Below are 24,473 nucleotides of genomic sequence, written 5' to 3'. Positions count from 1 at the left end.
TACTCCCTTAGCAGGGGAGCGCCTTCGGCCTCTCGGCCACCTCACCGTCTTGCGGAGGCACATATTACGATTTACCAAAAATATGTCAAACACTTTCTTGGCAAAAAGATTAAAAAAAACATCAACCGTTGGCTATTTAATCAAAGCGGTGTGAAATCACTCTTTTAACTCATAAATATGCACTACACATTAAAAAGGCCAGCATAACAGCTAGCCATTCAATCCGTATTAGTAACTACCAGGCGCAACGTTACCATTGCCTTTTTCAGCTTGAATTCGCATGTAGATTTCTTCACGATGTACAGAAACCTCTTTTGGAGCATTTACACCGATACGTACCTGATTACCTTTTACACCTAAAACGGTCACTGTTACTTCATCACCGATCATAAGGGTTTCGCCAACACGGCGAGTCAAAATTAGCATTACTAGCTCCTTGAGTAGTCTCAAAATTTAATTATTACGAAAGTATTATCTACCAAAAGTTATATTTTCGTAAACAACAATGTTAACCAAAATTAGCCTAAAAACACTTGTCTTTGATGACTATCGAATACTTGGCTTTGGGCAATATAAGCATCATGTAGTAAATGGGCTGCATCGTCGATGCATTCTTGAGATAAAACGAACGTTAAAGATAAACTCTCGGAAGAGCAATCAACAACCGCAATGTCACGTTCCATTAACAACTGTTTTGATGACTTAATTATTCCTTTTGCTTGCAAGCCAACAACAGTTAACAAGCTTACCTGTGAACTATTACGGATTTTCTCTCCGAACACCAGATCCAATTTTGATATTGAGCCATGTTCAATCACTATGCCTACATAATCTGCACGTTTGATCACATTACAAACGGTTATTCCTAACATTTGACAATGAGTCTTAGCGCTCGCTAATTGGCATTCTTCAACCTCGACTAAAAGCATGTCGCGACATATTGCCAGGCCTGTCACGTCCCGCTGTACCTTTTCACCTTCTATCAGGCTGCCTTGATTATGCTCGAAAGTCGATAGAACACGCAGTGGCACATTATTTTCCCTTGCGTATTGAACGGAAGGTAAATGCAATACTTTGGCCCCTTTTCTGGCCATGATTTCCATTGAAGGAAAATCAATCACCTCTAATTTTTTTGCATCGGGGATAACCCTAGGATCGCAAGTATAAACACCATCTACATCCGTATAGATTTGACACTCTTGTGCCTTGAGCGAACCAGCTAAAGTGACCGCTGTCGTATCTGAACCACCTCTTCCTAAGGTAGTGATATCACCGTTCGCTGTAATCCCTTGGAAGCCGGCAACAATGACGATATTACCGTCAGCAAAGAGATCATCAATCCTCTTTGTATCGATGCGTGTGATCGTCGCATCGTTATGCTGGCTGTTGGTGTAGATACTTGCTTGTGCTGCCGTCAATGAACACGCTTTATGCCCCAGCTTGTTCAATGTCACGGCCAACAATGCCATAGAGACTTGCTCTCCCGATGAAAGCAACACATCGAGCTCTCGAGCGTTTGGAACACTATCCACTTGCTTTGCGAGCGACACCAAGCGATTGGTTTCACCTGACATTGCCGAAACAACAACAGCAACATGGTTACCAGCTTGCTTTGCATTAATTATGTGTTCAGCGACAGTGCGAATCGATTCAATCGTTCCTACCGAAGTTCCACCAAACTTTTGTACGATAACGGGCTTATTCACCAGCCTTCACCTTCCCAAGACTAACATCTTATTACACCAATAAAGTGAGAATTATTGGTCATACCAATCACAATAATAGAGGAGTTAAAAATAGCTAGGATGACCCGCTATTAACTACGATTGGTATCAGTAAAAATACAAAAAACCAAGCCGTTTAATCAGCTTCAATGTTGCCAATTAAACCACTTGGTTCTATTTAGATTGTTATGCTCAATCAATAATAAATCATTGAGCACATCATTTCGTTATTTCAATCGCTCTTCAAGCCATGCACGAGTTGAAGCTAGTGCTTCTGGCAATGCATCAATATCAGTACCGCCCGCTTGAGCCATGTCTGGGCGACCACCACCCTTACCACCGACTTGCTCTGCAACCATCTTAACCAGATCGCCAGCTTTGACTTTACTGGTCATATCTTTAGTGACACCCGCAATAAGACCAATCTTACCATCAGCAATATTAGCAAGAAGAATAATACCGCTGCCTACACGATTCTTAGCTTCATCAACCATGATGCGTAAATTCTTATTGTCACCACCTTCGATAGCGGCAACAAGGACTTTAGTACCTTCAATTTCCTCAACTTTACCCATGATGTTGGCGCTTTCAGCGGCAGCCATCTTGTCTTTCAGTTGTTGAATTTCTTTCTCTAGCTGCTTTGATTTACTCACCGCTTCAGTCAGTTTGTCTTCATACTGAGCGTGTTTAGCATCAAGTGCGTCTAGCGCAGCCTCACCCGTCACCGCTTCAATACGACGAATGCCAGCGGCAATGCCACCTTCTGAGGTAATTTTAAATAGGCCAATATCACCGGTGTTGCGTGCGTGGATACCACCACAAAGCTCGGTAGAAAACTCACCCATTGAAAGAACGCGAACTTCATCATCGTACTTCTCACCAAACAAGGCCATAGCGCCTTTCTGTTTAGCCGATTCAATGTCCATGACATTGGTTTCAATCACGTGGTTGTTTCGAATTTGAGCGTTAACCATACGTTCAACTTCTTTCAATTCAGCCGCGGTTACCGCTTCTAAATTTGAAAAGTCAAAGCGTAGGTTATTTGGCTTAACCAAGGAACCTTTCTGAGTAACATGTTCACCTAGAACCGTACGTAAAGCCGCATGCAATAAGTGAGTAGCCGAGTGGTTTAGAGTAATTGCAGCACGGCGAGAAGCATCAACACTTGCGTTCACCTTGTCATTTTTTGCAAACACACCTTCAGCAAGCACACCGTGATGCGCAATGGCATTACCGAGCTTTTGAGTGTCTTCAACCATGAATGTGCCTGAATCTGTTTTCAATTGACCAGCATCACCACATTGGCCACCCGATTCAGCGTAGAACGGTGTCTCGTCTAATACGATAATGGCTTTATCGCCAGCTGAAAGCGATTGAACTTCTTCGCCTTCTACAAACATCGCAGAAATAACGCTGTTCCCACTGGTGCCTGTGTAACCGCAGAATTCCGTATCGGTATCCACTTTGATTGTCGCGTTGTAGTCTGTACCAAACTGGCCAGCTTCTCGAGCACGTTTACGTTGCTCTTCCATCGCTTTTTCAAAGCCTTCTTCATCGATTGATAGCTCACGCTCACGGGCAACATCATTGGTTAAATCCGCAGGGAAACCGTAGGTATCGTAAAGTTTAAACACGGTTTCGCCATCTAAAACCGTCCCCTCTAGATTATCTAGAGCATCGTTTAGGATCACCATGCCGCGCTCAAGTGTGCGGCTGAAGTTTTCTTCTTCAATACGCAGTACTTTTTCTACGATCGCTTGCTGTTTCTTAAGCTCTTCTCCTGCTGTTCCCATCACTTCAATAAGCACAGGTACCAATTTGTGGAAGAATGAACCTTGCGCGCCTAATTTATTCCCATGACGAACGGCACGACGAATAATGCGACGAAGTACGTAACCTCGACCTTCATTAGAAGGCATTACACCATCTACGATTAAAAACGCACACGAACGGATGTGATCGGCAACAACACGTAATGATTGGTTAGAAAGGTCGTCATGACCAATGACTTCAGCCGCTGATTTGATCAATGTTTGGAAAACATCAATTTCATAGTTGGAGTGGACACCTTGCATAATCGCAGAAATACGCTCAATCCCCATTCCAGTATCAACGGCTGGTTTAGGTAGTGGTTCCATCGTGCCATCAGCATGACGGTTAAACTGCATAAATACGTTATTCCAGATCTCGATAAAGCGATCACCATCTTCTTCTGGTGTGCCCGGACGTCCGCCCCAAATATGCTCACCGTGATCATAGAAGATCTCAGTACATGGACCACAAGGGCCAGTGTCACCCATTTGCCAGAAGTTATCTGACTCAAATGCTTTACCGCCTTTCTTATCACCTATGCGAACGATGCGATCGGCTGGAATACCAACGGTTTTGTTCCAGATATCAAACGCTTCGTCATCGGTTTCATACACAGTCACAAGCAGACGTTCTTTTGGAAGTTGAAGTGTGCTGGTTAAGAATTCCCACGCAAACGCGATGGCTTCTTCTTTGAAGTAATCGCCAAAGCTGAAGTTACCTAGCATTTCAAAAAAGGTATGGTGACGTGCAGTAAAACCAACGTTTTCTAGATCGTTATGTTTACCACCAGCACGTACACAGCGCTGAGACGTAGTTGCTCGCGTGTAGGCTCGTTTCTCTGAACCTAAGAAGCAATCTTTAAATTGGTTCATGCCTGCATTCGTGAATAGCAGGGTTGGATCGTTATGTGGAACTAACGATGAACTGTCTACGATTTGGTGTCCTTTGCTTTCAAAGAACTTGAGGAACGCGTTGCGAACCTCGTCAGTGCTCATGTACATGCAGCTCTTCCTGAAAATTATCGAGTTAGAATTTTGATGTATTGTAAATCATGGATAGATATTCGACTAGGGGATTCTCTGGACATTTGCCAGACAAGCCACCTCTATGCCTGATTGCTGATAACTTTTTGCTGACAATAAAGTGGGATAAAAGAACATTCAGCGTATGGAAAAATATGTACTAAAGAATGATGTGGGGTACGTAGCGTGCGTAGTCTTGAGTGATCAAGCTGTCATCTTCACGTATCGACATCCCTGCGGCTCGATCGTTAACCAACCAACTGCCAATCAGCGTATTGCTGCCATTAAAAACGGGTAACGGGTGATACGCCTGCACAATCATCCCTTCTTCACCATAGGGACCATCCGCTCTAGCGACTTGCTTTCTGTCTTTAAAAATCGAAATGTTGGCCCCTTCTCGTGAAAAAATCGGCTTGACCACATAGTCTTTTAAACGGGAGGCTCTTGGATCGTCCATGAAATAAGACGGCAATAAATTAGGATGATTGGGAAACATTTCCCACAACAAAGGCAAGAGCGCTTTATTGGATAAGATTGACTTCCACATGGGTTCTAACCAGTTGATATTAGCCGTGGGAAGATGCTGACCATACGCTTCATTAAACATAAATTCCCAAGGATAAAGTTTGAACATCCAACGAATAGGTCTTGATTTGATATCAACAAACTCATCGAGATTATTGATACCGATATCTTCAATGTGCACAAATGCCGTATCTAGCCCAGCCTCTGTCGCGCAATCTTGTAAGTATTGCACCGTTCCACGGTCTTCTTCAGTATCTTTGCAGCAAGAAAAGTGTAAGGTCTGCCCTGGCTGTTGTTTGGCTAACTGATGAAAGCGTTCAATTAAATAGTCTTGCAGGATGTTAAATTGATCGGCACGACGGCTCACTTGCCCTGATTTAACTTTATCTTCCAACCATACCCATTGCCAAAAACCCGTTTCGTATAAACTTGTTGGAGTATCAGCGTTGTTCTCCAACAGTTTTGCAGGTCCTTGCCCCGAATAAGCGAAATCAACACGAGAATAGAGTGACGGTTCATTTCGTTTCCAAGATGTCGCTACACTGTCCCACATCGACACTGGAACCTGAAATCGTTGCAACCAATTTTCGTCTGCAACCACTTTTTCCACCGCCTGCAAACACATTTGGTGGATCTCTTCAGTTGGAGCTTCGATATCCCTTTCAACTTGTTCAAGCGTAAATTGATAGTAAGCACGCTCATCCCAGTAGGGATCGTCATACATACTATGGTAGCCAAAGCCAAATTGCTTAGCGAGTTCACGCCAATTGGGTCTTTCCTTGGTATCGATACGAAGCATATAAATTTAGCCGCCCCAGCTCGATTTACCAGCGCTACTTTTGCTCTTGCTCCAACTGGATTTAGCGGAAACTGTCGATCCAAATCCGCCTCTGGACATGGTTCGAGTCACCGCAGGTTTTTTCTTCATTTCAGAGGTTTTGATCTTGATTTTTTTATATCCATTTCGATAAGAGCCGTAAGAGCGACCATCAGTCGAATACCAAGAGCCACCGTATCGATAGATAGGTTCAGAGTAATACCCTCTGGAACCACCCAGGGCTCTGCTGAATAAAAAGCCGCCCATTGCAGGGACGAACCAAGACGTATTTCGTGGTTGAAAACAACCTTCTTCACGAAATTCTGCACGACAATCATTTTCAGATATATAGCGCGGTGCCGTTCTTGCCGCTTCATCTAGTGCCTCTTCGTATGCGGCACGACATTGTTCTGTATATCCTGGGTTACTCTCCGAGCAATCATCAATACCAGAATAGATGTAAGCATCATTGCTTGGGTCGCTGTCAGAGCAACCTGCAATGACGACAACACCAACTGCGACAGTGAACGGAGCAATATTGATCTTGCTCCAATCTTTCTTCATTGAGGGCAGTATGACTCGTTGACTTCGTTTCATCGTTCAACCCTCAATTAATACGTCATGCATGCTGCGTTGAGCATACCAATCGCAATAGATGCGGCCCCCAATACGATACCACCTGATAGTTCATTATCTTCAATGCGTTGGGTGATTTTCGGCAAAAAGATGAATCGAACCAAACCAAACGCAATGAGCTGAGCAACGAAAGCGATAATCCCCCAAAGGACAAAATCAACGATATTGACTGAGTTCGCCGCCGCCCCAGAAATAGAGATACTGTAGCCTACAAAAGATCCCGACAGCGCAACAGCTGCGGCTACGTTGTTTTCTTTAACCAAAGCCCATTCATCGTATGGCGTAAATCGCGTATAGATCACTTTAAATAAAAGCAAAAAACCTATCGAAATAGCAAAATAAATCACAAAATCGACGAGTCCACCAAGAGACTGCATAATAAAATCCATGTTTTAATCCTGTAGTTATCCGATAACGGTAAAGTCGGTTGCTGAGACGTTGACACCGGTAATATGGGTGACACAACGTTCCAATTGGTGCTGGTTTTTGACGCTTTCTTCACACGCAATTAATAATGATTCCGCATAGTGATCGTTTACATCTCGCTCATAAAGCATCACGAATTGATCGGTTTGCGAGACTCGCCCTTCTCTATCGTATGTCTTTTCTGTCATCGCGACGGGCTGCTCGTTTTCCCACACCTTTTCAAAGGTATGTCCTTCCAATGACATGCTTGGCTGAACCAATGTCGAGTTTAACCATGAATCCCACAATGAGTCGCTATCAATAGGTTTAGTCTCATAAAAGTAAAACAACTTCACTTCTGCCACACCGCTGTCATCACGCCCATGCTGCAAAACTTGAAGGTAACCGTCATCATCGGTATAAAATCTGACTAACCGAGTGTTTTCATCTAAAGATACGACCCCTACAGCTTGGATGATTTGCGTTCTTGAGGCTCCTTCAATCACCAACTCAGGCTCGATCATTCGGAACTTCAAATCGTCCAGCTCAAACGCGCCACCGAGTCTCAAGCCTAATACCTCTGGTGCTGTATCTGAGGTTTCTTTGGGTTCGGTTGTTTTTTTCTTAAACCAATTAAACATTATTGTTCCCAATCAAAGTGTTCTACTCGTTCGTCGGCTATGTAAAACAGCTTGGTATTTTTCACAACTTCTGTATCCAATTTGGGGTTGAGCTCAATGCCATCACCACTATCTAAACCAATGAGGGTAGCGTGATACTCTTTCTTAAATTGATCGAACAAGACACTCACTGTTGTTGATTTGGGTGATGAGTAGGTAACAGAATATTGCGTCATACCTTGAGTTGAACTTAATAGTTCTTGGTGTAAAGCACTGGAGCCGGGATCGACCGCAGCCTTAGCTAAGAGCTCGGTTGCGATCGAAGGAATACATTCAGCATTATTACAATGCGTTTTTAGTAGCTGACTCAACGATTCATCTTTGAAGTAAGCTAAAAGATGCGCGTTAGGATTACGGTTAGCGCAATACAGTGCAGCAGATAGCGTGATGTCGTCTTCGGGGTTATCAACGATAATGCAGCTAGCCTGCTCTATGTTGGTTCTGTTCATAGCGATGCCGTCAGTAAAACTGCTAACATGAACAAATTCTATTTCAGACGGTAGCGGGTTTTCTATTTCAGCTCTAGCGCACAAAACAATGGGTCTACGGCCTGATTCCTCGTGCTGCAGCATTCGAATCAGATGAAGCGTTCTTTGCTCATTCCAACCCAATAAAAGAATATGATTGTCCACTTTTACTCTCCGTTTCCCTTGTACACCCGCACGCCAAGAATTGATTAACACCGCAGCAATCCGGCTCAACGACACTGCAAATAAAGCCAAGCCACCAGGAATAACAAAGAGCCCAACAACCCATTTACCCATTGCCGTTGCTGGCGACATATCACCATAACCGACCGTTGACGATGTCACTATTAGATAGTAAATAAAGTCCGTCAGATTTTCGGTTAAAGCCTCTTCGCCACACCAACTAAGCAATGACCATGAAATCACTACGTAGGAAACAAGTACGACCAACAAGTTTCTGCCGCTTAGCTCACTGAGGTGGGTATAGGCCCACCTCTTTACTATCATCCATAATGGCATGCTAGGTTCTCTGCTTATTTCCCTAAGATACGAGCAAGTTCATCTTCCGCTGAGGATTGCCCACCAGAAGTTATTCCTGCTGCTGCTAATTTTTTATCTAAGCTACTGCCTGATTGCTCTTCTTGCATTTCAGAAGCCGCTTCAAGTTGCGCTTGCTTTTCTGCTTGGCGGTTTTTAATTCGCTCTAGAGATTCGACGGCTGTCGTCATTTTACTGTTAGCGCCAACATTAGTAGAAGACACCGCTGTTTGAGCTTTTTGAACCGCTTCATTGGCTTTTACAATATCAATTTGTTGCTCTAACTGACGTAATTTATCTTTCGCTTGAGCGATATTTTCCCGCAGTCTCTTTTCAGATACACCAAATTGGTCAACGTATGTTTGCTCGGTAGTTTGCTGATTGGTAAATTCAGCCACTTTACCTGCACACTCTAAAGCGAGAGCTTGTTCGCCTTTTTCCATCGCTGAACGAGCATGCATTTCATATTCAGAAATACTATTGGCAAGACCCGATACTTTATTTTCAGCCAACTTTCTTTTTGCAATAATCGATACCAGAGCTTGATCCGATTTTCTCAGTTCTTCTTTTGCTTCTCGGATCTCTTGATCTAAAATTCTTAAAGCTTGATTGTCCGCTGCACTTTCTGCCGCTTCATTCACTCCGCCTTTTATTGCGGTAAACAGCTTTTTCCAAACACTCATGCTGATACTCCTAAATACTCGTCGTATAGTTCAATAAATGCTTCAACATTGCGATATAGGGTCGCGACTTCAATAACAACACTTTCTTCTTTTGATTGTGAAGATAACGAACCAAAGGCCACATAATAATCTTCATCCGCGATGGTATTAATGCCTATCGTCGAAAGTGGGAACATCTTATGCGTTCTTAAAATAAGACTGTTCAGCGCTGAGGTGTCATTCACATTCTTTTGCGAGAAAAGAACGACTTCAACAATAATTTGCTCTCCTGCTACAGCAACGTAAGCATCAATTCCATCTTCATTTGTTAATACCAATGAATCGGCACACTTCGATGTATCGACGCTCCAGCCTTCATGTTTCCCGAGCGCTGTTGTTAATTCAGATAAAGTCCAAGCCATAATATAAATTCCAATTTAGAAAATAACATCTTTACAGTCTCACCTTGCCAAGATGTTTTCAACTATAAACTTAAGTGATTAATTAAATTCAATATATTCACCATAAAAACCATTGGCAAAAAGGCAAGGATGAAATATCAATCGTAGTAAATAACGGTTCGCCCTAGCGGGTTAAAATAGTCGATAACTGCGTTAGAATTTTTGATTGTAGGATAACGACTGATAAAAAAATTCCTCCTTGCTCTCAAGCCTTTTTCCTGCGCTATTTCTGATCACTTATTTACTGTGATTGGTAAGCAGCAAAATCATCGTTTAAGCAGCGCGTTTACTTGGGATGTGACCTTATAGGCTTATGCGATTGGCATGGATTTTAACATCTTTTCCTCGCCGTTTTTATCCTATCTTAGAAACGACAAAGCCCCGCATCGCGAGGCTTTACATTAGTCATGGGCATGATTAACGTTTATAAATCTTCTTCTAACTGCTCGACATCTTCTGTTGGTTTCTCTAATTCAACAGGAGCCAACAACATTTCTCGTAATTTAGTATCGATTGCAAGGGCTGCTTCTGGGTTATCACGCAGATATTTACCTGCATTTGCTTTACCTTGACCAATCTTGTCACCATTGTAGCTGTACCAAGCACCCGCTTTTTCAACAAGTTTGTGCTTCACACCTAAATCGATCAATTCGCCTTCGCGGTTGAAGCCTTTGCCGTACAGAATTTGTGTTTCGGCCTGCTTAAATGGTGCGGCAATCTTATTCTTAACAACCTTGATACGAGTTTCGTTACCAACGATTTCATCGCCTTCTTTGATAGAGCCAGTACGACGAATATCAAGACGAACCGATGCGTAAAACTTAAGTGCGTTACCACCAGTTGTGGTTTCTGGATTACCAAACATAACACCAATTTTCATACGAATTTGGTTAATGAAGATTGCCATACAGTTAGATTGCTTAAGATTACCCGTCAGCTTACGCATTGCTTGAGAAAGCATACGAGCTTGAAGGCCCATGTGGCTATCGCCCATTTCACCTTCAATTTCTGCTTTCGGTGTCAATGCTGCAACCGAGTCAATAACCAATACATCAATCGCACCAGATCGTGCCAATGCGTCACAGATTTCTAGCGCTTGCTCACCCGTATCTGGTTGAGAAACTAGCAAAGCGTCAATATCTACGCCTAGCTTTTGTGCGTAGATAGGATCTAAGGCATGCTCTGCATCAACGAAGGCACAGGTTTTTCCCACGCGTTGAGCGGCAGCAATGAGCTCAAGCGTTAACGTTGTTTTACCTGATGATTCCGGGCCGTAGACTTCAACGATACGCCCCATTGGTAAGCCACCAGCACCGAGTGCGATATCTAAAGAAAGTGAGCCTGTTGAGATGGTTTCTACATCCATTGTACGGTTGTCACCTAGACGCATAATAGAACCTTTACCAAACTGCTTTTCAATCTGGCCTAAGGCTGCGGCTAGTGCTTTTTCTTTATTTGCGTCCATCTTTATCTCCACACGGTTCACGGGGTTCATCGTGAACTAGACTATACGGGTTACCCAAGCGGGTATTTAATTGGTTTTCATTATACTGTTGATTCATACAGTGTCTATACCTGTATGAAAAAAATCACGGCTTTTATTGTTTATATCACACAACGAGCATCCAACACTTTATTTACGTGTGTGAGAAAAAACAACCTAGGTCATTGATTCAAGTAACCTACAAGAGTTTGAAGCGCATATTCGACCGCTTGTGAGCGAACACTTGAACGATCCCCATCAAAATGGACAGTGTCAATTTTTGTCCACCCATTGGTATCGGCCCAAGCAAAACAAACGGTTCCTACTGGCTTATCTTCGGTTGCGCCACCAGGGCCTGCAATACCACTGATCGAAACGGCGATAGTAGCATTAGAATGTGTGAGTGCTCCTGTGACCATTTCCATCACAACCGGCTCACTCACAGCGCCATATTGATCCAGCGTTTGTGTCTGAACACCTAACATCTCAACTTTCGCTTCATTGCTATAAGTGACAAATGCTCGATCAAACCACGATGAACTACCCGCTATGTCGGTAATCGCGGTTGCAACGGCGCCACCAGTACACGATTCCGCCGTTGCCAAAATCTGTTTTCTATCGAAAAGCAGTTGACCAACCTGTTTGCTGAGCGATTGATGTGAGTCCATGACTAAAAACCTCTTTATGCCTTTGCGCTTGAATTTGTGCCTTTTCGCATGAAAAGGATTCACGTATCCTAAGCCGCAATAGAAAAAAACGAAAGACCAGAACAGTGAAAGCCGATCAAACACATACACCTATGATGAAACAATATCTCGGATTGAAGGCTGAGAACCCAGACATACTGCTGTTCTATCGTATGGGGGATTTTTACGAGCTATTTTATGACGATGCCAAACGTGCCTCGCAACTACTGGATATCTCGTTAACCAAGCGAGGTGCATCAGCAGGTGAACCTATCCCTATGGCGGGCGTTCCTTACCACGCGGTTGAAGGCTACTTAGCAAAACTAGTTCAACTTGGCGAGTCGGTGGCTATTTGTGAGCAAGTTGGCGACCCTGCCACCAGTAAAGGCCCCGTTGAACGTAAAGTAGTGCGAATTGTGACACCAGGAACCGTCACCGATGAAGCACTGCTGTCTGAGCGTGTTGATAACTTAATTGCAGCGATTTATCACCATAATGGTAAATTTGGCTACGCAACACTCGATATGACCTCAGGTCGATTCCAACTTATCGAACCTGAAAGTGAAGAAGCGATGGCGGCGGAACTTCAGAGAACATCGCCAAGAGAACTGCTTTTTCCTGAAGATTTCGAACCAGTTCACCTTATGACCAATCGAAACGGGAATCGCCGTCGTCCGGTATGGGAGTTTGAACTCGATACCGCTAAACAACAATTGAATCAGCAATTTGGTACCCGTGATCTCATTGGTTTTGGGGTTGAAAACGCAAAGCTGGGGCTATGTGCCGCTGGCTGTTTGATTCAATATGTCAAAGATACTCAACGCACGACGCTTCCGCATATTCGTTCGTTGACTTTTGATCGCCAAGATCACTCGGTTATTTTGGATGCCGCCACAAGACGTAACCTGGAGATCACTCAGAATTTATCCGGTGGTTTCGACAATACTCTCGCTGAAGTACTCGATCACAGCTCAACCGCTATGGGTAGCCGGATGCTGAAACGTTGGCTGCATCAGCCAATGCGTTGTATTGATACGCTTAACCAACGCCTTGATGCCATTGGAGAGCTCAAGGAACTTGGATTGTTCTGTGAGCTTCAACCGACATTAAAACAGATTGGTGATATTGAACGTATCCTCGCTCGCCTGGCACTGCGATCCGCTCGCCCAAGAGACATGGCTCGGTTACGTATAGCGCTGCAACAGTTACCCGAATTACACGCCTGTTTATCGGAGTTAAAGCAGCCTTACCTTGTTAAGCTAACCAATTATGCCGCGCCGTTTACTGAGGTTTGTGAACTGCTTGAACGTGCAGTAAAGGAAAATCCACCGGTTATTATTCGAGATGGCGGGGTCATTGCTTCTGGATACAGTGCGGAACTCGATGAATGGCGAGACCTGGCTGAGGGTGCTACAGAGTTTTTAAACAAACTTGAAGCAGAAGAGCGGGAACGTCATGGTATTGATACCTTAAAAGTTGGCTTTAATAATGTGCACGGTTTCTTCATACAAGTCAGTCGAGGACAAAGCCACTTAGTACCCCCTCATTATGTTCGTCGTCAAACACTAAAAAATGCTGAACGCTATATTATACCTGAGTTAAAGGAACATGAAGACAAAGTACTGAGTTCTAAATCGAAAGCCTTAGCCATCGAAAAGCAATTGTGGGAAGCGTTGTTCGATTTGCTTCTTCCTCATTTAGAGCGCTTACAAAATATCGCATCGGCGGTTTCTCAGATTGATGTGCTTCAGAATCTAGCAGAACGTGCCGAGAGTTTAGATTACTGCCGTCCAGAGATGAGCAGCGATATTGGTATCCATATTCAATCAGGTCGACACCCTGTCGTAGAAAAAGTCATGGACACCCCCTTTATTGCCAACCCCATCGTTCTGAGCAGTGACCGTAAAATGCTGATCATTACAGGGCCCAACATGGGGGGTAAATCGACCTACATGCGCCAAACTGCTTTAATTGCGTTGATGGCCCATATTGGTAGCTATGTGCCCGCTCAGTCAGCAAAGATCGGCTCAATTGACCGTATTTTCACTCGAATAGGCGCGTCGGATGATTTAGCATCTGGGCGTTCGACTTTCATGGTTGAAATGACCGAAACCGCGAACATCTTGCACAATGCGACACCAAACAGCCTAGTATTGATGGATGAAATTGGTCGTGGAACCAGTACTTATGATGGTTTGTCATTAGCTTGGGCAAGTGCCGAGTGGTTAGCGTCTAAAATCGGCGCCTTGACTCTATTTGCCACGCACTATTTTGAGTTAACAGAGCTTCCAAACCAACTGCCTAATCTCGCGAATGTCCATTTAGACGCCGTCGAGCATGGAGATAGCATTGCCTTTATGCATGCCGTGCAAGAGGGAGCGGCGAATAAATCATACGGCCTTGCGGTTGCTGGCCTAGCTGGCGTGCCAAAAACGGTGATTAAAAACGCTCGCGCCAAGTTATCTCAACTGGAGCAGCTAGGAAATAATTCAGAGCCTAGCAAGGGAACCTCTGTGGATATTGCGAATCAATTAAGCTTAATTCCAGAGCCAAGCGAGGTAGAAGCCGCACTGGCCGGAATCGACCCTGATGACCTCACGCCTAGGCAGGCACTAGAAGCCTTGTATCGACTCAAGAAAATGATCTAGTCGACAGGCAATAAAAAAGGTACATGCTTTAAACCAATAAAGCTGTACCTTTTTCTCTGTCACGTCACTTTCTATTAAATAAGGTTCTCTTATTTCAGAAACGGTAATGTGTTATTCATTTTCTACGCTGAATAGATTTTCCATGTTAAGCCCTTGCTTAATCAATACTTCACGTAATCGACGTAGGCCTTCTACTTGTATCTGACGAACTCTTTCACGAGTCAGGTTTATTTCGCGTCCGACTTCTTCCAACGTTGATGGCTCATAACCTAGAAGGCCAAATCGGCGCGCAAGCACTTCTTTTTGCTTAGGGTTTAGCTCATCAAGCCAATTGACTAAGGAAGCCTTTATATCATTATCTTGAGTTGAAACTTCTGGATCAGAATTATGAATATCAGGAATAATGTCCAGCAATGCTTTTTCGCCATCACCACCAATAGGGGTATCGACGGAACTCACGCGTTCATTTAGGCGCAGCATTTTACTGACATCTTCTACAGGTTTATCAAGCTTTGAAGCAATCTCTTCTGCGGTCGGTTCGTGGTCTAGCTTTTGAGACAACTCTCTCGCTGTGCGCAGATAAATATTCAGTTCTTTGACGACATGGATAGGTAAACGAATAGTTCGAGTCTGATTCATCAAAGCGCGTTCTATTGTTTGTCGGATCCACCAGGTGGCATAGGTTGAAAAGCGGAAACCTCTTTCAGGGTCAAATTTTTCGACCGCACGAATCAATCCAAGGTTACCTTCTTCAATTAAATCGAGCAATGCTAGGCCGCGATTGCTGTATCGGCGAGATATTTTCACGACAAGACGTAGATTACTTTCGATCATGCGCTTACGTGCTGCTTCATCGCCTCGGAGTGCTCGGCGAGCAAAAAGGACTTCTTCTTCTGCGGTGAGTAGTGGAGAAAAACCGATTTCACCCAAATAAAGTTGTGTCGCATCTAAGCTTTTACTCGAAACTTCAACTTCTTCAGTGGCTGCGGTCTTCGCTTTCGCTGTTGTTTTAGCTTTGGCTGTTGTTTTGGTTTTGGCGGGTTGTTTTTTAGATTTACCGATTTCCTTCGCGGTTGCCTCTAAATCCAACTCATCCATTTTTACTGCTGCATTGCTGATACCCATAGCGCCTCCCCCTGGCGAGCTAGCAAGACATTACTACTTCTTAATGTCGCTAAATTACCCATAAAGTAAAATTACGGTAAGTAGCGATTTGGATTCACCGACTTACCTTGGTAGCGAATTTCAAAATGTAATCGAACGCTGCTGGTCCCTGAACTGCCCATTGTTGCTATTTTTTGACCTGCTTTTACACTCTGTCCTTCTTGTACAAGCAACCGATCATTGTGAGCATATGCACTGAGGTAATTATCATTATGTTTTACAATCACTAGATTGCCGTAACCCCGTAATGCATTGCCTGAATAAACAACGGTTCCTCCTGCTGTTGAAACGATAGCTTGACCACGCTGTCCTGCGATATCAATGCCTTTATTCCCTTGTTCTCCAGCAGAAAACTTTTTAATGATTCTCCCTTTGGTTGGCCATATCCAGCTGTTAACTTTTTCACTTTTTGTCTTTGTTGTGTTCGCTACTTTGTTAACACTTTGTTGCCCTGTAGATTTAACATACTCCTTTGATTTTGATTGTTCAACCTTCTTTGGGGGATCTTTTTGTACTACTTTAGTCTTTGCTGAAGTATTTGTTTGGTTAGAGTTTTTGCTCGCTTTATCAACACTTGCAACCGTTGCGGCTCCCGCCCCTGTTCCGCCATAGGCTGGGGCCACATAGTTACTACGCCATAAGTTTAGTTTTTGCCCTGGATGGATCGTATAAGGTTCTTTTAAATTGTTATAGCGAATTATCTCATTCACGTCCTTATCCGTTATATAACTGATAAAGTAGAGCGTATCGCCTTTGCTCACCTCATAGAAGCTGCCGCGATAACTGCCACGAGAGACACTGTTGTAATCTTTATTTAGTCCGGAGACAGGCGCAGGATTTCTTGCCGTGCACCCGAGAAGAGCACTGACACAAACAATTACGACTAAGTTCCGGACTAAGCTTTTCATCGTTACGCAAGATCACCGGCAACGAGAGGGACAAAACGCACCATCTCTATATTCTCATAAAGATACTCACTGCCTTGCCGAGTGATCTTTATGAGCTGCTGCTCTTCTTCTCCAACAGGAATGATCATTCTTCCACCTTCCGCAAGCTGCTCGAGCAATGCCTCAGGTACGCTGTTTGGAGCAGCGGTAACAATAATGGCATCGAATGGCGCTTTATTGGCCCACCCTTTCCAGCCATCACCATGTTTGGTGGAGATGTTATACAGATCCAATTGCTTTAAACGTCTTTTGGCATCCCATTGCAACGCTTTAATTCTTTCAATGGAATGAACATGATCGACTAATTGCGCCAATACGGCGGTTTGATAACCCGAACCCGTACCAACTTCTAAGACCTTGCTGTTGCTTTTTAAACCGAGCAATTCTGTCATTTTTGCAACAATGTAAGGCTGAGAGATGGTCTGCCCTTGCCCAATAGGTAAAGCATTGTTGTCGTAAGCTTGATGAATCATTGCCTGAGAAACAAAGCTCTCTCGGGGAAGGTTATGAATGGCTTGTAATACTCGCGGGTCTTTAATACCACTCGCGACAAGAAACTCTATCAGCTTGTCTGCATGTGGGTTTGTCATAGTGCTTTTTCCTTAAACCAATGTTCCATAGCTCGTAAAGATTCGTGTGCGGTGAGGTCCACTTGAAGTGGCGTCACTGAAACCTGTCGTTTATCTACGGCATAAAAGTCCGTTCCCTCACCAGCATCTTGCTCTTTTCCTGGGGGGCCTAACCAATAAATATCATGCCCACGCGGATCTTGCTGCTTTATCATATTCTCAGCGTGATGACGGGCACCTAATCGTGTCACTTTGATCTTTAAATCATGGTGGCTATCGACATCTGGAATATTGACATTGAGCAATCGATTGGTTGGGATAGGCTGAGCCATATGTTGCTCGACGATATTTTTAGCCACTTGCGCAGCCACATCAAAATTGACCTTTCCTACTAATGAAAAGGCGATCGACTGCACCCCCAAAAAATGCCCTTCCATTGCCGCCGCGACCGTGCCTGAATAAAGCACATCATCACCAAGATTAGCACCGTGGTTAATACCCGTTAATACCAAATCAGGGAGATCATCTTTCATCAATTCATTCAGTGCAAAATGGACGCAGTCGGTCGGGGTTCCCTGAACTGAATATACAGAAGGTGATATTTCGTTCACTCTTAGTGGCTGCTCTAACGTCAATGAATTTGATGCCCCTGAACGATTACGATCAGGAGCAACAATCACTATCTCTGCGATATCTTTTAGTGCGTTCGCTAATGCATGGAGGCCTTTTGCGTGAACACCATCGTCGTTACTTAGTAATACTTTTAACTTTGGCTTCATATTCATTTTGCTTTAGTACACTCTCTCTACCACTTCTTCTTCCACCAACTCTCTAACAATAGAGGTCGCGAAACTCCCTGAATCTAATGAGAACGTTAATGTCACGCTGTTTTCATTATGTGTCCATGTGAAATTTTTAGGCTGTAAAAGCACAGCTCTGCGATCGTGTCGCATGCGATTGCCTCGAATCAAAGCCATTAAGTCGGGTTCACTGTCTAGGTTAGGCAGCTCTAGTTCTTGTGCTTTGCCCTTTGTTGGCAGCTCATTGTCACCGGCCATCGCTGCTGTAATTTGAATATCTTTTCGGCTCAGAGCTTGTTGTAGTGAGGCAATATTGTCCTCGGTCACTAAGCCCGACTCACTGCCTGAAACGACATCGCCCACCAATAACGTATCGAAGACACCTTGCTCTATACGAGCTGACACTATTTTGTTAAATATCCATGAACGAGCAGATGACAAATACAAGCTACGCTGATTCTGATTACGCGTTCGAACATTGTCACGCCCCCAACGACGAGCTTCCTCAAGGTTATTTCCCTGATGACCAAAACGTTGACTGCCAAAATAGTTTGGCACGCCCAGTTTTTCTATTTTTTCAATGCGTTCAATAACCTGTTCAACATTGGTGACATCAGACAAGGTTATCTCAAAATCATTGCCCGCAAGATCGCCTGGACGCAGTTTTTTGTTATGGCGCTGAGTGTCTAATATTTCAATGCTTGGGTATTGAGCCAAAAAAGCACTGAAGTCCGGAGTTTCGCCTGTCGGTAAGTGAACACTGAGCCACTGCTCTGTTACTGCATGGCGATCTTTTAATCCAGCCCAGCTAATATCTTTAGATTTGACCTGGCAGGCCTTAGCAAGTTCATTGGCAACGAAGCTGGTGTTCTCTCCCGTTTTTCGTATGCGTATCATCAGATGCTCACCAGAGCCTGTAAACTCATAACCGAGATCTTCACTGACTTTAAAATCTTCAGCTTTGGCTTTGAGTTTTGCTTTTGCGCTTGGTTTACCGTGTAAGTAATGAAACTGAGATAAAACATCTGACATAGTTTTCTTCCGTCACCGTGTGACTGTTTAATTGGGTTTTAACGTACCGCTACTGCAAGCGCTACTCTATTAATCATGCTTTTTCTATGGTGAGTGGCGTTATTTTTTCATGAGCAATACAACCGCTTCACACGCAATGCCTTCTTTCCGTCCAGTAAAGCCAAGCCGCTCTGTCGTTGTTGCTTTCACGTTGACATTGCTAAGATCCGTTTCTAAATCTTGAGCGATCGCCGCGCACATTGCTTCAATGTGTGGCGCCATTTTGGGTGATTGGGCCATGATAGTAATGTCTGCATTACCCAGTATATAACCTTGGTCTTTTACGCGACGATAAACATCTTTTAGCAGCTCTCGGCTATCAGCCCCTTTCCACTTATCATCGGTATCGGGAAAATGACGCCCGATGTCACCCGCGGCAATCGCACCAAGCAAAGCATCACTTAATGCGTGTAAAGCGACATCACCATCGGAATGGGCAAGGAGCCCTTGTTCGTAAGGAATCGCGACTCCACCAATAATGACGGGGCCTTGACCACCGAATTTATGCACATCAAAACCATGGCCTATTCGCATGACTCTTTTTCCTTATTATGGCTTAAATAAAACTCAGCCAAAGACAAGTCTTCCGGTTGAGTGATTTTAATATTGTCAGAACGGCCATGAACCAACGCAGGCGCAAGGCCGAGTCGTTCCATTGCCGATGCTTCATCGGTAATGGTTGCTTCAGCTTTTAACGCGTCATTGAGTGCGTGATAAAGCGAGCTTGTTCGAAACATTTGTGGCGTTAATGCATGCCATAGGTTATTTCGTTCGACGGTTGAGTCGATATTATTGGTGCTATCGGAGCGTTTCATTGTATCTCGTACCGGGCAAGCCAATATCGCGCCAACCTCATGGGCTAAAGCCGTCTCAATCAAACGGTCAATATCTTTGAGTTGTACGCAGGGCCTCGCGGCATCGTGGACTAACACCCATTCTGATACGTTTTCTTGATTCAGATACTCTAATGCGGATAACACAGAGTCAGCCCGCTCTTTTCCACCACTAACACGGATGACATTCGATTGATTGGCAATGGATAAACTTGAGAAATAAGGATCACCATCTGTGACCGAGACAACCACCGTATCAATCTTAGGGTGAGAAAGTAGCTTAAGGACGGTGTGTTCTAAAATGGCCGTATCGTTTATCGTTAAATACTGTTTCGGACGATCAACCTTCATTCGGCTGCCCACGCCCGCAGCAGGCACGATAGCTACGATGGAGTTTGGGGAATGTTTATTTGGCATTCTAGTGTGATTCCTCTCCAATCAAGCGGTAGAAAGTTTCTCCTTCTTTTACCATACCAAGCTCATGTCTTGCTCGCTCTTCAATGGCATCTAAGCCTTGGCGCAAGTCATCAATTTCAGCAAACATTTCATCATTACGAGCACGAAGATTATCGTTCACTCGATGCTGAGCTTGAATCTCACTATTCACTAGATTGAAATCAATAATGCCGTTTTTGCCAAACCACAATGTGTACTGCAGCCAGCCGAACAGGAGTGTTAAGGTCAAAACAAAAATTCGCATAATCGTAACGCAGTAAAGGAGAAAGAGACTGAAAGGCAACATATATACCACAATGGCGCTTTTCAAGCGAGGTCGTACACACTAAGGATCCTTAACAAGCAAGGAATCCATTACAAACAGGGATCCGTTAGCAAGTGGCGCTCTTTAACAAGCACCACCTAAATGCAACAGACTCATTACGCCCTAGTTAAACAGTAAAAATGCAAACAATCCGAAGCCCAGTATTAGGCGGTATATGACAAACGGTGTCATACCCATACGCGAAATCAGTTTCAAAAATAGATGAATACAGATATAAGCACTGACAAATGACGTTACGATTCCTGTCATCAGCACACCTAAATGAACCGGCTCACCACTGGAAATAAGCTTTAGCCCCAAGTAGCCGCCAGCCAGTAAGATGATCGGAATCGACATAAGAAATGAAAATCGAGCCGCCGCCTCACGAGTAAACCCCAAATACATTGCCGCTGTTATCGTGGCGCCAGAGCGAGAGGTGCCGGGGATCATTGCCAAGGCTTGTGAAACACCAATAAACAGTGATTTTTTCCAATCAGCTTGGTATTCGTCGTCGACCAAAGTGGCATTTTTATCGACATACCAAAGCAATAAACCAAAGACGATGGTCGTCGTAGCAATAACCCAAGCACTACGTAAATATATTTCGATCAGATCTTTCATGAACAGACCAAACACACAGGCGGGGATCGTCGCTAGAATGATCATCCAGGCCAGTTTTGATTCTTTACTTCGTTCGCCTTTAAAGATGGATCCTAAAAAAGCACTGAGTAGTGAGATCACTTCTTTACGAAAATAGATGATCACTGCGGCTAATGTACCCACATGTACAGCGACATCAAACGCTAAACCTTGATCTTCCCAACCCAAGACAGCAGAAGGTAAAATTAAATGCGCAGAGCTGGAAATAGGTAAAAATTCCGTCAGTCCTTGAATAAGGGCAAGGACAAAAGCTTCAATATAACTCATTAAAATCTCATTATTTCTTTAGTTCAAACCAGGGTTCAATACCGGTTAACGTGTCAAAATCAGTGGACTGGTTCCAAACCTGTTGGACCGTTCTTCCATCTAATGGAATGTGTAAATCAGGGCACAATTCATAAAGTGGTTGAATAACAAATGAGTATTTGAATATGTCACTTCTTGGTAATTGCGGATCACTTTCGCTCACCTCTTCCCCAAACAAAATGATATCAAGATCTAACGTTCGATCTTGATACTTTTGCGCAAAATCCGATCGACCCCAACGCATTTCAACGTTACGTAATGCTTGTGAAAGTTCCGTTAAAGAAAGTGCGGTTTTCATTTCTATTACAAGATTAAAAAAATTATCCCCGTCAAAATGAACTGGCGCACATTGATAGATCGTCGATAGCCTTAGTTCTTCACCTAACAAAGAAAGTTCATTGACCGCTGCCTCGACGTGTTTTTCACGTTCTACATTGGTTCCTACACCAATGTATGCGGTGATCATTGCTTGCCTCGCTCAATGATCACTCCCACACCTCGAGCTTGAGCAACCGCACCTGGCTTGGTTAAGCGAATTTTGATCCAAGGAACATTAAAGCGTCCCATGATCAACTCTGCCACTTCTTCAGCCACGCGTTCAACCAACAAAAACGTTCCGTGTTCAATATGCTTTAAAACAGCCTGACTCACTTCAAAGTAATCGAGAGCGTCCGCAACATCATCACTTTTTCCCGCAGGTTGATTATTGTGAGCCATTTCGATATCAAGAACGAGCTTCTGTTTGATCTCTTGCTCCCAGTCGTAAACACCGATGGTCGTAATCACTTCTAGCTGTTCAATAAATACTTTATCCATGATGGAGTCTGTCCTTTGTAGAGGTCGGATACCTAAGTAGGTCAAAACAACTTACTATCCTGAGGTAATCAATCACACTCACTTCTTCATATGAGAGTAGTGTGATGGTATGAATCACGATATGATAACAACTACTTGCTTTTAGAGCATCTGTTTCATAGCGCTCCTTTATTATTACCTAACTCTCCTAACTTCTATATAAGTTGGGGCTTTACACGAGTAAACACTGCATGAGCCCACTTGTTCTCACATTGATCATTTCAGCCTATCTGCTCGGATCGATCTCGAGTGCGGTATTGATCTGTCGAGTGTTGCGTCTTCAGGATCCCAGAGAAGTCGGTTCAAAAAACCCAGGCGCGACAAATGTACTACGAGTAGGTGGAAAGAAAGCAGCCGCTGCGGTGTTATTGTGCGATATGTTGAAAGGGACCATTCCTGTATGGGGTGGCTACTTCCTCGATATAGATTCGTTTCTTTTAGGCATCGTGGCGATCTCGTCCTGCCTTGGCCATATGTATCCTATCTTCTTTCACTTTAAAGGGGGGAAAGGAGTCGCTACAGCCTTAGGCTCGATAGCGCCTATTGGTCTAGGGCTCACCGGTCTCATTGTGTTGACTTGGTTATCGGTCGCGATTGTATTTCGTTATTCTTCTCTGGCTGCGCTGGTTACCGTACTTCTCACCCCATTTTATACCTGGTTGATAAAGCCGCAATATACCTTGCCTGTGGCCATGTTATGTTGCTTAATTGTGTTTCGTCATGGACCAAATATTCGACGTTTATTAGACGGCACCGAACCCAAAGTGGGCGAGAAAAAACAGGGATTAAAAAAGGCCTCATAATGAGACCTTAAAACAAACATCTAATTTTCACTCGTTATGCCGTTATGGATTTGAGCGAACCGGTTTAAGCTGGTCAATCGGCCAACGCGGTATCGCTTGCACCGACAAATCACTGGTCTCACCATTTTTAAGACGCTGCATACCCGCGTAAGCAATCATGGCGCCATTATCAGTACAAAACTCAGTACGCGGATAATAAACGTCACCACCCACTTTTTCCGCCAATTCACCAAGAGATTGACGAAGCTGTTTATTCGCACTCACGCCACCTGCAATCACAATGCGTTTCATGCCTGTTTGAAGTAATGCGCGTTTGCACTTAATCACTAACGTATCACACACGGCTTCTTGGAACGCATACGCAATATCGGCACGAGTTTGATCGTCGTTATCGTTAGCAGCAATGGTATTGGCTGTGAAAGTCTTCAAACCTGAAAAACTCATATCAAGCCCAGGTCTATCGGTCATCGGCCTAGGGAATTTGAAGCGCCCTTTAGTGCCATTCTCTGCCAATTTAGCTAATAACGGTCCACCTGGGTAATCTAGCCCCATGAGTTTCGCTGTTTTATCAAACGCTTCCCCAGCGGCATCATCCACCGATTCACCAAGAATTTTATATTCACCGACACCATGCACTTCCACCATCATGCTATGACCACCAGAGACCAGCACTGCCACAAAAGGAAACGGCGGCGGGTTGTCTTCCAGCATAGGTGCCAACAAATGCCCTTCCATATGGTGAACGGCAACCGCTGGCACGCCCCAAGCGTACGCGATACTTCGCCCAATGGTCGCGCCAACGAGTAATGCACCCACAAGCCCGGGTCCAGCAGTGTATGCAACTCCATCAATGTCTTTTGATGTTAAGTTCGCTTCTTTTAATGCGGCCTTAATTAATGGAATGGTTTTTTTGACGTGATCGCGAGATGCCAGCTCTGGTACCACACCACCGTAATCAGCGTGCAGTTTTACTTGGCTATAAAGCTTGTGAGCTAAGAGCCCTTTTTCATCATCATAAATCGCAATCCCCGTTTCATCACACGAGGTTTCAATACCAATAATGCGCATATTTTTCTCTGTATGCTTTTATCTATGGAGGGAATTTGCGGCAATCTTACCCTGCCTTGGCTTTGCAAACAA

General features: G+C 44.1%; 26 protein-coding genes. 2 read left to right on the top strand and 24 right to left on the bottom strand.

Annotated features, from left to right (window positions below; genetic code table 11):
- Positions 1-228 precede the first annotated feature (228 nt).
- From csrA to pncC, 12 genes are all read right to left on the bottom strand, one after another.
- Positions 229-426 (bottom strand): carbon storage regulator CsrA, encoded by a 198-nt coding sequence (csrA, locus tag A1QO_RS12515; RefSeq protein WP_017034950.1) that lies wholly within the window; start codon positions 424-426, stop codon positions 229-231.
- A 92-nt stretch (positions 427-518) separates the two neighbouring features.
- Positions 519-1,706: an aspartate kinase gene (locus A1QO_RS12510; protein WP_017041101.1), complete on the bottom strand. Its 1,188-nt coding sequence runs from the start codon at positions 1,704-1,706 to the stop codon at positions 519-521.
- Between the two features lie 245 nt (positions 1,707-1,951).
- On the bottom strand, positions 1,952-4,537 hold the full coding sequence (gene alaS / locus A1QO_RS12505) for an alanine--tRNA ligase (RefSeq protein WP_017034948.1): 2,586 nt from the start codon (positions 4,535-4,537) through the stop codon (positions 1,952-1,954).
- Positions 4,538-4,718: 181 nt separating this feature from the next.
- Entirely contained in the window at positions 4,719-5,882 is a 1,164-nt protein-coding gene (locus tag A1QO_RS12500) for a glutathionylspermidine synthase family protein (RefSeq protein ID WP_017040486.1), read from the bottom strand.
- 6 nt (positions 5,883-5,888) lie between these two features.
- Complete coding sequence (locus tag A1QO_RS12495) at positions 5,889-6,497, bottom strand: DUF1190 domain-containing protein (protein ID WP_017034946.1); 609 nt, start codon at positions 6,495-6,497, stop codon at positions 5,889-5,891.
- A 14-nt stretch (positions 6,498-6,511) separates the two neighbouring features.
- On the bottom strand, positions 6,512-6,925 hold the full coding sequence (locus A1QO_RS12490; RefSeq protein WP_017034945.1) for a DUF350 domain-containing protein: 414 nt from the start codon (positions 6,923-6,925) through the stop codon (positions 6,512-6,514).
- A 15-nt stretch (positions 6,926-6,940) separates the two neighbouring features.
- On the bottom strand, positions 6,941-7,582 hold the full coding sequence (locus A1QO_RS12485) for a YjfK family protein (protein ID WP_017040487.1): 642 nt from the start codon (positions 7,580-7,582) through the stop codon (positions 6,941-6,943).
- Entirely contained in the window at positions 7,582-8,607 is a 1,026-nt protein-coding gene (locus A1QO_RS12480) for a potassium channel protein (RefSeq protein WP_017038213.1), read from the bottom strand. The genes A1QO_RS12485 and A1QO_RS12480 overlap by 1 nt, the downstream gene beginning before the upstream one ends.
- Before the next feature lie 14 nt (positions 8,608-8,621).
- Entirely contained in the window at positions 8,622-9,308 is a 687-nt protein-coding gene (locus A1QO_RS12475; RefSeq protein ID WP_017034942.1) for a PspA/IM30 family protein, read from the bottom strand.
- Positions 9,305-9,709 (bottom strand): DUF2170 family protein, encoded by a 405-nt coding sequence (locus A1QO_RS12470; RefSeq protein WP_017034941.1) that lies wholly within the window; start codon positions 9,707-9,709, stop codon positions 9,305-9,307. Before A1QO_RS12470 ends, A1QO_RS12475 begins: the two co-directional genes overlap by 4 nt.
- Before the next feature lie 463 nt (positions 9,710-10,172).
- Complete coding sequence (gene recA / locus A1QO_RS12465; protein WP_017035175.1) at positions 10,173-11,213, bottom strand: recombinase RecA; 1,041 nt, start codon at positions 11,211-11,213, stop codon at positions 10,173-10,175.
- Positions 11,214-11,413: 200 nt separating this feature from the next.
- Positions 11,414-11,899 (bottom strand): nicotinamide-nucleotide amidase, encoded by a 486-nt coding sequence (gene pncC, locus A1QO_RS12460; protein ID WP_017040619.1) that lies wholly within the window; start codon positions 11,897-11,899, stop codon positions 11,414-11,416.
- 104 nt (positions 11,900-12,003) lie between these two features.
- Between pncC and mutS the strand changes: the two genes are divergently transcribed.
- The gene (gene mutS / locus A1QO_RS12455) at positions 12,004-14,565 is read left to right on the top strand and encodes a DNA mismatch repair protein MutS (protein WP_017040618.1); all 2,562 of its coding nucleotides are present in this window, start codon (positions 12,004-12,006) and stop codon (positions 14,563-14,565) included.
- A 111-nt stretch (positions 14,566-14,676) separates the two neighbouring features.
- On the opposite strand, the gene rpoS is transcribed toward mutS, so the two are convergent.
- The 11 genes from rpoS to folB all read right to left on the bottom strand — a co-directional run bounded on the left by rpoS (position 14,677) and on the right by folB (position 22,491).
- Positions 14,677-15,663, bottom strand: coding sequence for an RNA polymerase sigma factor RpoS (rpoS, locus tag A1QO_RS12450; RefSeq protein WP_426511204.1), 987 nt, complete (start codon positions 15,661-15,663; stop codon positions 14,677-14,679).
- Between the two features lie 98 nt (positions 15,664-15,761).
- On the bottom strand, positions 15,762-16,637 hold the full coding sequence (locus A1QO_RS12445) for a peptidoglycan DD-metalloendopeptidase family protein (RefSeq protein ID WP_017041100.1): 876 nt from the start codon (positions 16,635-16,637) through the stop codon (positions 15,762-15,764).
- Between the two features lie 2 nt (positions 16,638-16,639).
- The gene (locus A1QO_RS12440; RefSeq protein WP_017038218.1) at positions 16,640-17,266 is read right to left on the bottom strand and encodes a protein-L-isoaspartate(D-aspartate) O-methyltransferase; all 627 of its coding nucleotides are present in this window, start codon (positions 17,264-17,266) and stop codon (positions 16,640-16,642) included.
- Entirely contained in the window at positions 17,263-18,024 is a 762-nt protein-coding gene (gene surE / locus A1QO_RS12435) for a 5'/3'-nucleotidase SurE (protein ID WP_017040617.1), read from the bottom strand. The genes A1QO_RS12440 and surE overlap by 4 nt, the downstream gene beginning before the upstream one ends.
- A gap of 12 nt (positions 18,025-18,036) precedes the next feature.
- A complete protein-coding gene (gene truD, locus A1QO_RS12430; RefSeq protein ID WP_017038220.1) occupies positions 18,037-19,077 on the bottom strand; it encodes a tRNA pseudouridine(13) synthase TruD in 1,041 nt (346 codons plus the stop codon).
- 99 nt (positions 19,078-19,176) lie between these two features.
- Complete coding sequence (ispF, locus tag A1QO_RS12425) at positions 19,177-19,650, bottom strand: 2-C-methyl-D-erythritol 2,4-cyclodiphosphate synthase (protein ID WP_017035167.1); 474 nt, start codon at positions 19,648-19,650, stop codon at positions 19,177-19,179.
- Complete coding sequence (ispD, locus tag A1QO_RS12420) at positions 19,641-20,366, bottom strand: 2-C-methyl-D-erythritol 4-phosphate cytidylyltransferase (RefSeq protein ID WP_017035166.1); 726 nt, start codon at positions 20,364-20,366, stop codon at positions 19,641-19,643. Before ispD ends, ispF begins: the two co-directional genes overlap by 10 nt.
- 1 nt (position 20,367) lies before the next feature.
- Positions 20,368-20,649, bottom strand: a complete 282-nt coding sequence (gene ftsB, locus A1QO_RS12415) for a cell division protein FtsB (RefSeq protein ID WP_017038223.1) — start codon at positions 20,647-20,649, stop codon at positions 20,368-20,370.
- Between the two features lie 183 nt (positions 20,650-20,832).
- Positions 20,833-21,636 (bottom strand): undecaprenyl-diphosphate phosphatase, encoded by an 804-nt coding sequence (locus tag A1QO_RS12410; RefSeq protein WP_017040616.1) that lies wholly within the window; start codon positions 21,634-21,636, stop codon positions 20,833-20,835.
- A 10-nt stretch (positions 21,637-21,646) separates the two neighbouring features.
- Positions 21,647-22,141 carry a 2-amino-4-hydroxy-6-hydroxymethyldihydropteridine diphosphokinase gene (folK, locus tag A1QO_RS12405; protein ID WP_017035163.1) on the bottom strand — a complete coding sequence of 165 codons (495 nt, stop codon included), beginning with the start codon at positions 22,139-22,141 and terminating at the stop codon, positions 21,647-21,649.
- The gene (folB, locus tag A1QO_RS12400; RefSeq protein ID WP_017035162.1) at positions 22,138-22,491 is read right to left on the bottom strand and encodes a bifunctional dihydroneopterin aldolase/7,8-dihydroneopterin epimerase; all 354 of its coding nucleotides are present in this window, start codon (positions 22,489-22,491) and stop codon (positions 22,138-22,140) included. Before folB ends, folK begins: the two co-directional genes overlap by 4 nt.
- Positions 22,492-22,721: 230 nt before the next feature.
- Between folB and plsY the strand changes: the two genes are divergently transcribed.
- Entirely contained in the window at positions 22,722-23,333 is a 612-nt protein-coding gene (plsY, locus tag A1QO_RS12395) for a glycerol-3-phosphate 1-O-acyltransferase PlsY (RefSeq protein ID WP_017035161.1), read from the top strand.
- Positions 23,334-23,375: 42 nt separating this feature from the next.
- Here plsY and tsaD read toward each other — a convergent pair whose 3' ends face one another.
- Entirely contained in the window at positions 23,376-24,401 is a 1,026-nt protein-coding gene (gene tsaD, locus A1QO_RS12390) for a tRNA (adenosine(37)-N6)-threonylcarbamoyltransferase complex transferase subunit TsaD (protein ID WP_017035160.1), read from the bottom strand.
- Positions 24,402-24,473: the final 72 nt, after the last annotated feature.

The organism is Vibrio genomosp. F10 str. ZF-129, assembly GCF_000287055.2.
Lineage (GTDB): Bacteria > Pseudomonadota > Gammaproteobacteria > Enterobacterales > Vibrionaceae > Vibrio.
This window is presented reverse-complemented; position numbering and strand designations above follow the sequence as displayed.

Bases quoted from the DNA above. Each gene is read 5' to 3' on its own strand.
- A1QO_RS12445 (WP_017041100.1), bottom strand. From the start codon at position 16,637: ATGAAAAGCTTAGTCCGGAACTTAGTCGTAATTGTTTGTGTCAGTGCT.
- alaS (WP_017034948.1), bottom strand. From the start codon at position 4,537: ATGTACATGAGCACTGACGAGGTTCGCAACGCGTTCCTCAAGTTCTTT.
- truD (WP_017038220.1), bottom strand. From the start codon at position 19,077: ATGTCAGATGTTTTATCTCAGTTTCATTACTTACACGGTAAACCAAGC.
- csrA (WP_017034950.1), bottom strand. From the start codon at position 426: ATGCTAATTTTGACTCGCCGTGTTGGCGAAACCCTTATGATCGGTGAT.
- surE (WP_017040617.1), bottom strand. From the start codon at position 18,024: ATGAAGCCAAAGTTAAAAGTATTACTAAGTAACGACGATGGTGTTCAC.
- rpoS (WP_426511204.1), bottom strand. From the start codon at position 15,663: ATGGATGAGTTGGATTTAGAGGCAACCGCGAAGGAAATCGGTAAATCT.
- plsY (WP_017035161.1), top strand. From the start codon at position 22,722: ATGAGCCCACTTGTTCTCACATTGATCATTTCAGCCTATCTGCTCGGA.
- folB (WP_017035162.1), bottom strand. From the start codon at position 22,491: ATGGATAAAGTATTTATTGAACAGCTAGAAGTGATTACGACCATCGGT.
- ftsB (WP_017038223.1), bottom strand. From the start codon at position 20,649: ATGCGAATTTTTGTTTTGACCTTAACACTCCTGTTCGGCTGGCTGCAG.
- A1QO_RS12495 (WP_017034946.1), bottom strand. From the start codon at position 6,497: ATGAAACGAAGTCAACGAGTCATACTGCCCTCAATGAAGAAAGATTGG.
- pncC (WP_017040619.1), bottom strand. From the start codon at position 11,899: ATGGACTCACATCAATCGCTCAGCAAACAGGTTGGTCAACTGCTTTTC.
- folK (WP_017035163.1), bottom strand. From the start codon at position 22,141: ATGATCACCGCATACATTGGTGTAGGAACCAATGTAGAACGTGAAAAA.
- recA (WP_017035175.1), bottom strand. From the start codon at position 11,213: ATGGACGCAAATAAAGAAAAAGCACTAGCCGCAGCCTTAGGCCAGATT.
- A1QO_RS12490 (WP_017034945.1), bottom strand. From the start codon at position 6,925: ATGGATTTTATTATGCAGTCTCTTGGTGGACTCGTCGATTTTGTGATT.
- A1QO_RS12475 (WP_017034942.1), bottom strand. From the start codon at position 9,308: ATGAGTGTTTGGAAAAAGCTGTTTACCGCAATAAAAGGCGGAGTGAAT.
- ispF (WP_017035167.1), bottom strand. From the start codon at position 19,650: ATGCGAATAGGCCATGGTTTTGATGTGCATAAATTCGGTGGTCAAGGC.
- A1QO_RS12485 (WP_017040487.1), bottom strand. From the start codon at position 7,582: ATGTTTAATTGGTTTAAGAAAAAAACAACCGAACCCAAAGAAACCTCA.
- A1QO_RS12480 (WP_017038213.1), bottom strand. From the start codon at position 8,607: ATGCCATTATGGATGATAGTAAAGAGGTGGGCCTATACCCACCTCAGT.
- tsaD (WP_017035160.1), bottom strand. From the start codon at position 24,401: ATGCGCATTATTGGTATTGAAACCTCGTGTGATGAAACGGGGATTGCG.
- A1QO_RS12470 (WP_017034941.1), bottom strand. From the start codon at position 9,709: ATGGCTTGGACTTTATCTGAATTAACAACAGCGCTCGGGAAACATGAA.
- A1QO_RS12500 (WP_017040486.1), bottom strand. From the start codon at position 5,882: ATGCTTCGTATCGATACCAAGGAAAGACCCAATTGGCGTGAACTCGCT.
- A1QO_RS12440 (WP_017038218.1), bottom strand. From the start codon at position 17,266: ATGACAAACCCACATGCAGACAAGCTGATAGAGTTTCTTGTCGCGAGT.
- A1QO_RS12410 (WP_017040616.1), bottom strand. From the start codon at position 21,636: ATGAGTTATATTGAAGCTTTTGTCCTTGCCCTTATTCAAGGACTGACG.
- ispD (WP_017035166.1), bottom strand. From the start codon at position 20,366: ATGCCAAATAAACATTCCCCAAACTCCATCGTAGCTATCGTGCCTGCT.